The sequence below is a fragment of the Ignavibacteriota bacterium genome (assembly GCA_019637995.1).
Classification (GTDB): Bacteria; Bacteroidota; Ignavibacteria; order Kapaibacteriales; family UBA2268; genus JANJTB01.
This window is the reverse complement of the sequence record JAHBUQ010000001.1, coordinates 1,216,198-1,227,932: the sequence shown is the minus strand read 5'-3', so window position 1 is coordinate 1,227,932 and position 11,735 is coordinate 1,216,198. Positions and strand designations below refer to the sequence as shown.

Here is an 11,735-nt window from a genome sequence, read left to right as displayed (position 1 = left end):
AATGGAAAAGTTCAAAAAATTACTGACTGCGATTTTAGGAATCCTTGTCGGAACAGGCTTCACTTTAGCTATTTACTACATTGTAATAACAATCAATTACTGGTATATGAAATGAGGTTAAATCTATTTCTCAAAAGTTTTGCATATACAGTGATAATTCTATTCATAATTATTTTTTTATTTGAAGTTTTTGTAAATCAAGATAATAAAAATTATATTTCTACTTTTGACAGGATCAGTGCTGATGAAATCAAAACCAATTCTGATGATTTTGTTGTAGCAATTATTAGCGTGAACTGCCCCGGAAAAAGCACATTTATGCCACAAGTTAAGGCTATTGAAAATATACTGCTTTCCGCAAATATAAGTTTTTTTATAGTTAATGATTCTCCAAATGATAAATCCCACGAAATAGCCTTACAAAATATGATAGACGAATTTCAAATCACTTCAAAAGTGTATCAAATAGACTATAATATTTACAAAACAAATGGCGGATTAATCAATGCCAAAAGGAGATATTATGATTTTGCTCTAGATTTGTATTCATCTCTTACCGAATTATACCTTGGATATGGATATTACATAGTATTCTCAGATGGAAAATTTCAATTCGATACATATAATCATAATGAAGTTTTGGATTTTTTTAATAGCAAATACTAATTAGAATCATTTCTGATTTATGCATTGAATATCAATTGTCGAAGGATGCCTTTGCAATTTATTTAACAAAATAATTGTGACTATTGAAAAACATCAACGGCAAAATAAATTGATGCTTTCCCATAAGCATAAACACGAATAATTCTCATTTAATATATACTTTAAATCAGATGTAATTGTTTAAATATAGTTGAGAAGAATAAAAATAGCCCACTACTTTTCAGCAATGGGCTATTTTTTCAAGTATTTTATTGAGGAAATTTAAACTACTCTTCTCCATACAAACCAGCCACCAAAGCCCGCAAGTAAGGTAGCCAGAGCAATCATACCCCACTCTCCGAGAGTTGGAACTGAGACGAAACTAACCTCATTTCCGTAGAAAGTGCCATCACCATTTGTGATATATGCTCGTACGTAATATGTTGTTCCATTGACCAAACTGCTCATTTCGGATGTAAAATTTGCAGAGGCTCCCGAGTTTGGACCTGCACCTTCCTGCGTGAAGCCGGTGTTGGAAGATAGAGTTGGCTCAGTACTTGTGCTCCAAACTATGCCTTTTTGTGTAACGTCAAGGTCGTCATTAGTGAGTTCAACATAGCCGCCTGATGTTGCGTTGTCAAGATTTATATTAAACACAGGTGTTGTCGTCAGTACGCCATCGAAAAGACCCATATCCGACTTCAAAACTGCTGCAGATGCTAAAATTATTATAATTAAAATTAAATATTTTTTCATTTTTATTATTCTCCTTATGCTTAGTCAATTATTGGATTATTGAAATAATTCATATTTGTGATTGTGATTATGTAGTAAGTATCATGCTCAACAATGCTTACTCTTTCTGTAGGAATTGGCTGATATCGGCTTCCATTCCAGAAACGGATTATGCCGTTTGCAGGAATTGAAGTAGTGCCCAATGCTGCTTTATCAATTCTTAGGATAACTGTAGCATCAAGGTCTTCTTCGCCATAAATATCCCAGAAAGTCATAGGTGAGACCAGCGTTCCCTCTACTTCTTTTCCTGTATTGAGTTTAACGCCAAGCACACCGCTTGTTGATCCGCTTGTCGGAGTAATAGTTACAGTAAAGTTGTTTGTACCATCAGTAATCGGGAAGGTGCGAGGTATATTCTGTACAGCAGTCTGAATCAGGCGACCGGTACCGGTTGTTTGGATAAGACCGTCGCTGAGATTACCATCATGTAAAAAGTCTCCATCATCAACGATGTAACTATATCCGGTCATGTCAATATTTCCGGTGTGAGTGTAGTTTGAGATGTTGATAGTAGCATCTTCGCAAGCTAAGTCTAAAGCATCATTTAGGTTATCAAATTGAGTTACTTGCCAGCCGGGCGAAGAACTATTAAAAGCTACGTCAACAAACGTTTGAGATTGACAGGGGTCTTGTCTTGCGAAGTATGGGTAACCATCATTTGTTGGTGCATTAATACGCCATATATGCACAAAATCCCACATAACATCGGTAAATGTACCTAATGTTTTCATTTCCTCTGTGGTTTTGCCGGTACCAATTCCATTATCTGTAGCGTAGATATCAATGTTCCAGAAAGAGTTATTAACAGTTGATAAATTATTCTCTCCCACCAAGCCTCCGATATTACTGGTGCCTGCCACACTACTGGTGCTATAGCTGTTATTGATTTCGGAAGAGTTATAATTTAACCCTACCAAGCCACCAACCCATTGAGCACCTTCAACGCTACTGGTGCTGTAGCTATTATTGATTTGGGAACTATTAGAATTCAATCCCACCAAGCCGCCTACATAAATGGAGGTGCCTTCCACACTTCCAGTGCTATAGCAATTATTGATTTGAGAACTTCCACCATTTAAACCCACCAATCCGCCGACACGATTAGAACCTACCACACTACCTGTGCTGTAGCTGTTATTGATTTCAGAACTTGATTGATTCAATCCCACCAAACCACCAACCGAGAAATTACCTTCCACACTTCCAGTACTGTAGCTGTTATTGATTTGAGAACTTCCATTATTAAGTCCCACCAAGCCACCGACATAATTGATACCTTCCACACTTCCAGTGCTGTAGCTATTGTTGAATTCAGAACTACTAATATTATATCCCACTAAGCCACCGACAAATTCATCACCAGAGATATCGCAATCCACAATTCCAATATTTGATATTGTGGAACCATTTGTCCTACCAAAAAGCCCGATTTCATCTTGAGAAGGTCTATTGATGTAGAGATTGCTAATTTCATTACCCTGACCATCATACTCACCTTCGAATGGTGTTGCAAGATTTCCTATTGGGCTGAAGCCGGCTCCGGCATTCCAGTATTCTGTAACAACGGCATTAATGTCGTTATCCATTTCGAAGTCATCGCCCCAAGAACTGCTATTTTCAGAAACCCAGCGGAGTTCAGCTATGTTGCGTATGTTAATTACTCCGTCTGTTGGGTTGTCTGTATCTGTTGGTTCGTAGCTCGCCTCAAAGCCATCCCAAAGAGCAGGATAACCGTTATTTAAGTTATTGCCGATTATCCAAGTTGCGTCGAAATCCCAGCTTGCACTTGTAAATGTAGCTAGGTCTTGCATCTCTTCTGTGGTTTTGCCGGTACCACCCGCACTTGTAGGGTAAACATCTGTATTCCAGAAGGAGTTGGTAACTATAGCAGTATTGAATCCTACCAAGCCGCCGACAGCATCATTGCCATCTACACTGCCTGTACTGTAGCTGTTATTGATTACAGCGTCGGTAGAATTCACACCTACCAAACCTCCGATTTGATAATCAGCATTTACATTGCCTGTACTATAGCTGTTATTGATTTCTGCTAAATTTGTATTGTCTCCTACCAAACCGCCGACAATATCATCACCACTTACATCACCGGTACTATAGCTGTTATTAATTTTTGAATTTGTCCATTCATTACGACCTACCAGACCTCCGACAACATCTTCTCCAGTCACCGTAACATTACTGTAACAGTTAATAATTTCTGTATCATAAGTTGAACCTACCAAACCTCCGATAAGATTTGTTCCTGTTAAAGTTCCAGTACTATAACAGTTGATAATCTCACTATTCGAATCACATCGTCCTACCAAACTTCCGACAGCAAAAAAGCCAGTGATATTGCAATCTACGATACCAATATTTGAAATTGTAGAGTTATTGGTTCTTCTAAATAAACCAACATATTCCTGTGCAGGTCTGTTGATAAAGAGATTACTAATTGTATGTCCTTGCCCATCGTATTCACCAGTGAAACTAATTACATCATTACCAATTGGGCTGAAGCCGAGTTGGTCTTGGGCATCCCAATCAGCTGTGCCGTCGCCATCCCAATCAACAAGTTGCTCATTTTCATCAAAAGTGATGTCTGCTGTTTGGATGAAGTAATCATCCCAATCTCCAGAGGAGTTTGATAGCTCGATTAAGTCATCAGTTGTAGCGATTTGATACGGGTCGCCTGAAGTGCCTGTGCCACCGGAATACTGAGCTCTTAAAGCATATGAGCTTGTGAATAGAATTGCCATTATTGAAAAAATTTGAAATATAATTCTCATAAATTATACCTATTTAAATAATAAAAATATATTTTGTAAAAATTAATTCTTAAAAATACAAATATATATTAGATTTACCTAAAATATATTTAATATATACTTTAAATAATTAAAATTTTTAGATTTGTTCGGATACCAGTAATTTAAATATTTTACTAAATTATATAAAATATAATGATACAATTTTGCGATAATCTGAATATTTTTTAATACTTTTGTAGATAATTATTTTATATTTTAAAATTTGGTCAAAATTTATGTACAAAATTATTTTTGTGTTGTTGATGTTGAATATGAGCTTAGTTATCGGACAGGAAGATACATTTCCTTTTTTGGATATAAAATCAATGGGAGCTCACGAATTTATTAGACAAAATCCTGATTGCGACGGCAGGGGAGTGGTGATTTTCATTTTGGATAACTCGGTTGACCCGTCAATTCCCGGAATGATTTCTACTTCAACAAGTAAACCGAAAGTCATTGATATGCAGGATTTCTCTAATCAACTTGTGCTGAATTTGAAAGAAGCTGAATTTGAAACTAATAATAGCCTTCAGGTCCTGATGGCTGGCGATATAATGATTTCTGGTGCAGATAAATTGAAATTCAAACCCTTTGATGAGAAATATTTCTATGGTGTAATTGATGAAAAAAAGCATTTTATGAATTCACCGGTCAGTGATTTAAACTCAAATGGCAGAAAGGACGACAAGTTTGCAGTGATTGCTTTTAAAATTAAAATTACTGAGTCTATCGTTAGAGAATTTATAGGGATGGTAAAGCCTGAAATCGGCTCGATGCAATGGGTTTACTATGTTGATGAAAACAGTAATGGTTCAATAGATGACGAAATCCCGAGATTTACTTATAAATATAATCTTGATTATTTCAATTTTTACTCAGGTGATAAAGGAAAGCGTCCACTGGTTGTGATGTCAGCAAATCTTGCTTCGGATTCTCATAAAATGGTCATTAATACTTGTGACGGTTCTCACGGAACTCATTGCGGTGGTATTGCCTGTGGTTATGAAATTTACAATAAAAAAGGCAATAATGGTGTGGCTCCGGGTGCATTTATTGTATCTCTCAAAATCGGTTCAAATTTACTCTCAGGTGGAGCTACGACAACTGAAGCAATGAAAAAAGCCTATGAATACGGTATAGATTTTTTAAAAGAATCCGGAATCAAGTATGGCGTTTACTCTATGAGTTATGGTATCGGATCAGAAACACCCGGCAGAAGCGAAATTGAAAAATATTTAAATGAATTTGCACTCAAACACGAGAATGTAATTGTAATTACGTCAAATGGCAACAATGGTCCCGGAATAAATTCTACAGGAAATCCTGCAGGTGCTAATAATATTCTATCAGTCGGCGCTATGCTACCGGTTGATGTTCTCAAAAATTTATATGGTTCTCTGAGAAATACTCCTTGGGTTACCAATTTTAGTTCACGCGGTGGTGAATCAGGCAAGCCTGATGTAATAGCTCCGGGCGGAGCGTCTTCTTCTGTTCCGGCATTCGAACGTGGTGATGCCTTCTGGGGTACAAGTATGTCATGTCCTCAGGCAGCAGGGGCAGCTGCGATTCTATTCAGTGCTGCAAATCATTTCAATATTAAGACTACAGGTGCAATGCTAAAAAAAGCACTGAAATTCGGAGCCAAACCACTTGCTGGATACAGTCATCTTGACCAGGGCATTGGGCTTATCAATATTCAAAATTCTTTTGACTATCTCACGGCAATGAATGAACGCCGAGAGTTTGATAAGTCGGCTGATTACAGTATTGAAACCGCTAATAGTTATTATTCTGATAAAAAAGGTTCAGCTGCATTCTGGAAGGCATCCGGATATTTCCCAACCGGCAGTGAAAAGCAGACTGTTGCAGTAAAACCATTATTTTATAAGGAACTTCCGGCTGAAACTAAACACAATTTCTACAGAATTTATAATCTTGTGAGTGATTCACCATGGCTAAAAACCGATAAAAGTGAAATTTATCTCAGAGGTGAGCTTGGTGGCTCGTTCGGGATGATTTTCGATAGTTCGAAAATTACTAAACCAGGGCTTTACAGTGGGAGAATTTCGGCATATCCGAAGTCAGAGCCGGGCTCTAAATATGCTGATTTTGATGTGCAGGCAAATATAATTATTCCTTATAAATTCAATTCGGAAAATCATTATTCTCTAAAAATTAAGGGCGAAAAAATATCAATTGGTGATATCAAACGGTTTTTTATAGAAACTCCGACAGGTGCCTCAACTGCAAAAATAACTCTAAGCCCCGTAGATGGGAAAAATTTCGGACTTATGGCATATCTTTATAATCCTGACGGAAGGAACAGTGGAACCGGCATTTCAACTGATGAGAGTATGCGAAAAGATATTGAGTTAATTATCACAAGTGAAAAAATGACTCACGGTATTTGGGAGATTATACCGGCTTCTCATTATCAGTCTTTAAATGATTCATATTTTGACCTTTCTGTTCAGTTCTATATGCTTCAAAGCGATAAACCGGTTATCTCTAAACTTGAGAATATTGCCGGAAGTATGCCGTCAGGTAGCTTTTCTGTAATGAATCTTGGAAGTAGATTGATTAACTCTACTCTTTCCGGAAGTATTGAGGGCTATATGATTGAGAAAGAGATTAAACACACGGGCAGCTCGATTTTTAAAAAAACATTTAAAATTGGTAACGAGATTTCACAATGCAAATTTATTGTTGAAATGAGTGATGAGCAATACAACAAATCTACTGACATTTCATTTAATATTTTTGATGAAAAGGGCGAATCTATTGTCAGCAGCGGGTTAGGAAGAAAGTCGGCCGAGATTAATTTCAGAGCAGCAAAAGCCGGAACGTACAGAATTGAATTTGAAGCCGGATTTACTCATAGTAAGTTTGAATCTGAACCATGGATATTCAATCTAACTGAAAAATATTACTATAGTGAGAGTAATTCTCTAAAGTTTGATAGTCCAAACATGAAAATTTATCCTGGAACTGATAATTTAATCAAATTTTCAACTACAAATCCGATATTTGTTGCTCCGGATGGATTTAAGACTTTTGGAGATATAGAATTAAAAGATAATTATGATAATAGCGTTATATATAAACAAATAATCAAGCTTGATTAAAAAGATTATTTGAAATTTTTATAACTGATTTGAGGTTGTCATGAAAAGTATGAAAAACTTGTTGATACCGTTTTTATTATTAGTTTTGTTCGTTATATCAGGCTGTTGTTTAGGTGGAAAAGATAAAAAAACTAACTTTATCGAAGATAGTTTAAGGGACTATATGATTTACTCCAAAACCGATACCCTGTTTTTTAAAACTGATGGGGGAGAAGAAGAGTATTTTTTGGTTCAGTCGTTGTTTCATGATACAGTTCCTAGACATGAAAAATTTAGTTGTGACCTTGTCGAAGATGAAATGTACGACCTATTTTTTGAGAAATTCCCTAAATCACAAAATAGCTCGGTTTACAGTACTGGTATAAATATCAATCCATCAGGTTCGAGACTAGAGTTGGATGGTTTTAGTTGCGATAATTTTCATACCTACTCTATAGGAAGCTATGACTTGGATGGAAATATTTTTGATGATGTCTGGCAGAATAATTTGCTTCACTATGATGGGCTGAATATTCTAAAAATGGCTTACAGCATAAAATCAGGATTTCTATCTTACGAATACCCTGACGGAAGAAAATTTAAAAGAATATTTTAAAAAAGTGAATTAAGTACTTGTTTTCGATAATTAATATGTAAAACATCTGAAGGATTAAAGCCCTCAGGATTATTCATTTATATAGATTTGATTTATCTTATAACTATAAAAAATGCTTAAGCTATGTTTTTACATTGATATGACATTCCGGAAATAAGAATAATCAATCAAGCTCAACTTCGGTTCCTAAAATTGAAGATTTATACATTGCATCTATGATTTTCATAATTATTACAGCTTCTGAAACAGTTGATACTACAGGTGAGAAGCCCTGAACTGAATTTATGAAATGCTTGATTTCACTTTCAAATGATTTCCTGAAAATTTCAAGATTTGAGTGTAAATCTGTGTTTGTTACAGGCTGATAAACATCGCCGCTGACTTTGTAAAGTTTTACAGGATTGATTTTTGCAGCACCTTTGCTTCCGTAAACGTTAAATGCAAAACTGTTTCTTGAACTGAAAAGTGACCAGCTCATTTCCATAGTTGCAATACTTCCGTTTTGGAACTTTATATTTGCAACGCACACATCCTCAACTTTCTTTGTTAAATGCGAGAAAGTATTGGCTGAAACACTCTTTATTTCAGGGAAATCACAAATCCACATAAGTGAATCTATTAAAGATATACCAAGGTCAATCAGTACCCCGCCTCCTGATTTCTCGATTTGTTGTTTCCATTCACTACTGCGTTTCTGCTGAAGCCAGCTTCCTTGTACATAGAAAATGTTTCCGATGTCACCATTTTGGACATAGCTTTTCAGCATTTTTGCATCATATCTGAATCTTTGATTAGTAGCAACCATAACTTTCAGGTCAGTTTTATCAGCTGCTTCTTTGATGCTGATAGCTTCCTTGTAATTTCTTGCTACGGGTTTTTCGATTAAAGTATGTTTGCCTGCTTCAATGGCAGAAATTGCAGTTTCGGCGTGGGCATCAGTTGAAGTACAAATATCAACAGCATGCAGTCCATCAAGCAGTAGCATTTCTTCAACAGAATTACACACATGCGGAATACCATATTTTTCTGCAATCAGACCGGCTTTAGACTTGTTTCGGTCGTAAATTGCAAAAAGATTCACATTTGGTAATCTATGATGTATTGGCAGATGAAAATTTTGTGCTACTTCGCCTGCTCCGATTACTCCAATATTGACTGTGCTCATGCTTAATTATCCTGAATAGCTGTATTTAAAATAAAATTATTATATCGTAATAATTGAAATAATATTATAAAGATTTGATGAAATATTTGCAAAATGTTTATTTTAGGAAAAATTCGACTTGTATAATAGCTCTGCTGTCTATATTGCCATCAATGATTTCATTGCCGGTACCAAGAAAATCAGTATCATTTTTGAATGTGGAAAATATGTTTGCATAAATTTTCATAAAATTTGCAGGCATATATTCAGCAATGAGTATAATCCGGCTGCCACTACCAAAAAGTGCTGTGGTTCGCATAGTTCCGGGCATTGTATATTCATACTGGTAAATCGCAGAGGAGAAATTGTCTGTTGAAAATACTGTATATCTACCGCCTAACTTAAGATTTTTCAGTGCATTCCACTTAAGATCCATAAAAGCCATTATGCCATCACCATCACGTACTGAGAATTCGTCTTTATAGTCTGTATATTCTGCTCTTATTCTTAAAGTTAATTCCTTAACAATTTCGCGTGTATGCTCTATTCGAACTGAATTTTTAATTCCCATCCCGATTTGGCGATTGGAATTATCAACTGTAAACGCCTCAGATTTGGAATCTCTTCTAATTCTAATAGTGTAATTGGATTTTCTCTCAGGCGAGTAATTTATTTCAGAGAAAAGGTCCAGACCTCTTACAATTCCGGGAACAGTGTATGTTCTGCCTATTGATGAAAATATATCACCAAAGAATGATATTCGAAGATTCCGGTTTGGCTTGATGAATATTCCGGCATAAAGCCCTTGTTCATTTGCCGGGAATGAAAATTCTCCGAAGTGATAACCATAAGGTGAGCGAAAATTTTGGTCAATATATCTTGCAGAGATTGCGAAATCAAGATTTATATCGCTTCTAACATATCCGGCTCTGAGCATACGATTAGAATTTGCATCAAAGGATAATTCCGTAGCTAATAAGTTCTTGTCAAATTGAAAAGTAGAATATCCGGACAGTAAGTTCCCCTCCTTGCCTGAGAACGCAATTGAAGATTTTGAATTGATTATGTGAGAGTAATTCAGCCTTAGCCCAGTAAATCCTAAAGTAAAGCCGGAGCTTGACTTAATTTCTGCATTTGCTCCGATTGCTTCTTCATTCACGACATTTTTTTTGTTAATTTCATTCTCAGTACGATAATATCCTGAAAGATACATCGAAGAAATTTCATTTGTTAAATCGTCAAGTGTGGCTGATTTATCTCTGTCGGAGTAAAAACCCGAGAATCTCAAAGATAATGAGCTGCTTAAATTTTGAATTGTCTGAGCCGAAACTCCCCGAAAATGAGCAAAATCCAATGTCGACCGATATGGTGAAATGCCATTGCCAAGATTTATTACAGGTGAAATAACTTCCGACCCTTTTCTACCTGCAAATTGCCGCCAAAGTAATGAGCCCATTCCAAAATCAGCGAAATAATCTCCAACTATTAATCTGCTATTGCCATTATCGTATTTTATATATCCGGAGGAAAATTCATTAAGATTCGGCTCCCCGCTGTGTTTATTTGTTATTCCGCAGATTTCAAAATCTGAATAATATGCTATTAATCTGTTATAAATATCATCCTTACTTCCGATATATCGCTCATTAGAAAAGCCTCTGACATCTTCGAATCGGTTACGAAGTCTGCTCCTTGAGTTAAATCCCTGTCTTGTTTTGACTTCCTTGACTTCACGATTGACAGTACAGATATCAAGTAAAATTTCTCCTTCAGGACTAAGCCCAATTAAATCTGCAATCTTGTGATTTTTAATTTTTGGGTCATCTTTTACTAATTTCAGGATAATCTGAGCGTTCATAAGTGATATTCCGGGCAGCAGTGCAAGCTCATCAGCAGAAACGCTCCTAAGGTTCATCGGATTATCGCGGTAATATTCTATTATGTCTAAATCCGGTGCAGAATAAGTTTCTTCTCCGATATTCTCAATCAAATTCTCGATTGTAATTTCTTCCTGCGCATAAAATACCGACCTAATCGTCAGGAAGATAATAATCATAATTATTTTAGCCCGTAATGAAGACATTTATACTTGATGCCCTGAATATTATAAACAAGAGTTCTGATTTGAAAGCTGCTTTAAACAAGTCAAAAGAAGCTGGTATATCGGCTTTTTGCAGTATGCTTTCGGATTATCTTCTGTCTTATAAGTCCTACAAAATGATACTTGTTATTGATGGAGTCACAGGACAATTAAGTAAATACAGTCCGAATATCAGCTTGATTAATTCTATTGATATTATAGCAGATTTGAAAATCAAAGAACTAATTAGTAATTACAAACAAAAGTCAAATTTAACTATAGTCAGCTCAGATACTGAAGTTTACAACTTCGCAAGAGCAAATGCAACTGATGCAATGACTTCAGAAAACTTTTTAAGCCTCATTACACAGCCACATAAATCAAAAATAGTAAATTCCCGGCAAACTAAAAAGAATAAAAACAAAGAAAAACCAAGTAATGCTTCAAAAAAAGAAATAAATGAGTTGAAATCTCTTTTTAAAGAAGATTTTGATTTTGGTGAATTGGAAGATTTATTCAATTAGTATAACATAGATTT

The 11,735-nt window shown here is 35.7% G+C and carries 8 protein-coding genes; 4 read left to right on the top strand and 4 right to left on the bottom strand.

Annotation, left to right across the window (positions count from 1 at the left end):
- The first annotated feature begins 111 nt into the window (after positions 1–111).
- A complete protein-coding gene (locus tag KF896_04790; GenBank protein MBX3043016.1) occupies positions 112–666 on the top strand; it encodes a hypothetical protein in 555 nt (184 codons plus the stop codon).
- Positions 667–927: 261 nt separating this feature from the next.
- Here the strand turns inward: KF896_04790 and KF896_04785 are convergent, their stop codons facing one another.
- Together KF896_04785 and KF896_04780 are read right to left on the bottom strand one after the other, a co-directional pair.
- Positions 928–1,401 carry an IPTL-CTERM sorting domain-containing protein gene (locus KF896_04785; protein ID MBX3043015.1) on the bottom strand — a complete coding sequence of 158 codons (474 nt, stop codon included), beginning with the start codon at positions 1,399–1,401 and terminating at the stop codon, positions 928–930.
- 20 nt (positions 1,402–1,421) lie between these two features.
- Positions 1,422–4,229, bottom strand: a complete 2,808-nt coding sequence (locus KF896_04780) for a hypothetical protein (protein ID MBX3043014.1) — start codon at positions 4,227–4,229, stop codon at positions 1,422–1,424.
- 257 nt (positions 4,230–4,486) lie between these two features.
- Here KF896_04780 and KF896_04775 point away from each other — a divergent pair, with 257 nt between their 5' ends.
- Both KF896_04775 and KF896_04770 read left to right on the top strand, forming a co-directional pair.
- On the top strand, positions 4,487–7,378 hold the full coding sequence (locus KF896_04775; GenBank protein MBX3043013.1) for a S8 family serine peptidase: 2,892 nt from the start codon (positions 4,487–4,489) through the stop codon (positions 7,376–7,378).
- A 40-nt stretch (positions 7,379–7,418) separates the two neighbouring features.
- A complete protein-coding gene (locus KF896_04770; protein ID MBX3043012.1) occupies positions 7,419–7,973 on the top strand; it encodes a hypothetical protein in 555 nt (184 codons plus the stop codon).
- A 163-nt stretch (positions 7,974–8,136) separates the two neighbouring features.
- Here KF896_04770 and KF896_04765 read toward each other — a convergent pair whose 3' ends face one another.
- Both KF896_04765 and KF896_04760 read right to left on the bottom strand, forming a co-directional pair.
- Positions 8,137–9,138 carry a Gfo/Idh/MocA family oxidoreductase gene (locus KF896_04765; GenBank protein ID MBX3043011.1) on the bottom strand — a complete coding sequence of 334 codons (1,002 nt, stop codon included), beginning with the start codon at positions 9,136–9,138 and terminating at the stop codon, positions 8,137–8,139.
- A 97-nt stretch (positions 9,139–9,235) separates the two neighbouring features.
- Entirely contained in the window at positions 9,236–11,200 is a 1,965-nt protein-coding gene (locus tag KF896_04760) for a hypothetical protein (GenBank protein MBX3043010.1), read from the bottom strand.
- Between KF896_04760 and KF896_04755 the strand changes: the two genes are divergently transcribed.
- A complete protein-coding gene (locus tag KF896_04755; protein MBX3043009.1) occupies positions 11,191–11,721 on the top strand; it encodes an NYN domain-containing protein in 531 nt (176 codons plus the stop codon). The genes KF896_04760 and KF896_04755 overlap by 10 nt on opposite strands.
- Positions 11,722–11,735: the final 14 nt, after the last annotated feature.

Excerpts from the sequence above, each read along its gene's own strand:
- KF896_04790 (MBX3043016.1), top strand. The coding sequence starts at position 112 with ATGAGGTTAAATCTATTTCTCAAAAGTTTTGCATATACAGTGATAATT.
- KF896_04785 (MBX3043015.1), bottom strand. The coding sequence starts at position 1,401 with ATGAAAAAATATTTAATTTTAATTATAATAATTTTAGCATCTGCAGCA.
- KF896_04780 (MBX3043014.1), bottom strand. The coding sequence starts at position 4,229 with ATGAGAATTATATTTCAAATTTTTTCAATAATGGCAATTCTATTCACA.
- KF896_04775 (MBX3043013.1), top strand. The coding sequence starts at position 4,487 with ATGTACAAAATTATTTTTGTGTTGTTGATGTTGAATATGAGCTTAGTT.
- KF896_04770 (MBX3043012.1), top strand. The coding sequence starts at position 7,419 with ATGAAAAGTATGAAAAACTTGTTGATACCGTTTTTATTATTAGTTTTG.
- KF896_04765 (MBX3043011.1), bottom strand. The coding sequence starts at position 9,138 with ATGAGCACAGTCAATATTGGAGTAATCGGAGCAGGCGAAGTAGCACAA.
- KF896_04755 (MBX3043009.1), top strand. The coding sequence starts at position 11,191 with ATGAAGACATTTATACTTGATGCCCTGAATATTATAAACAAGAGTTCT.
- KF896_04760 (MBX3043010.1), bottom strand. The coding sequence starts at position 11,200 with ATGTCTTCATTACGGGCTAAAATAATTATGATTATTATCTTCCTGACG.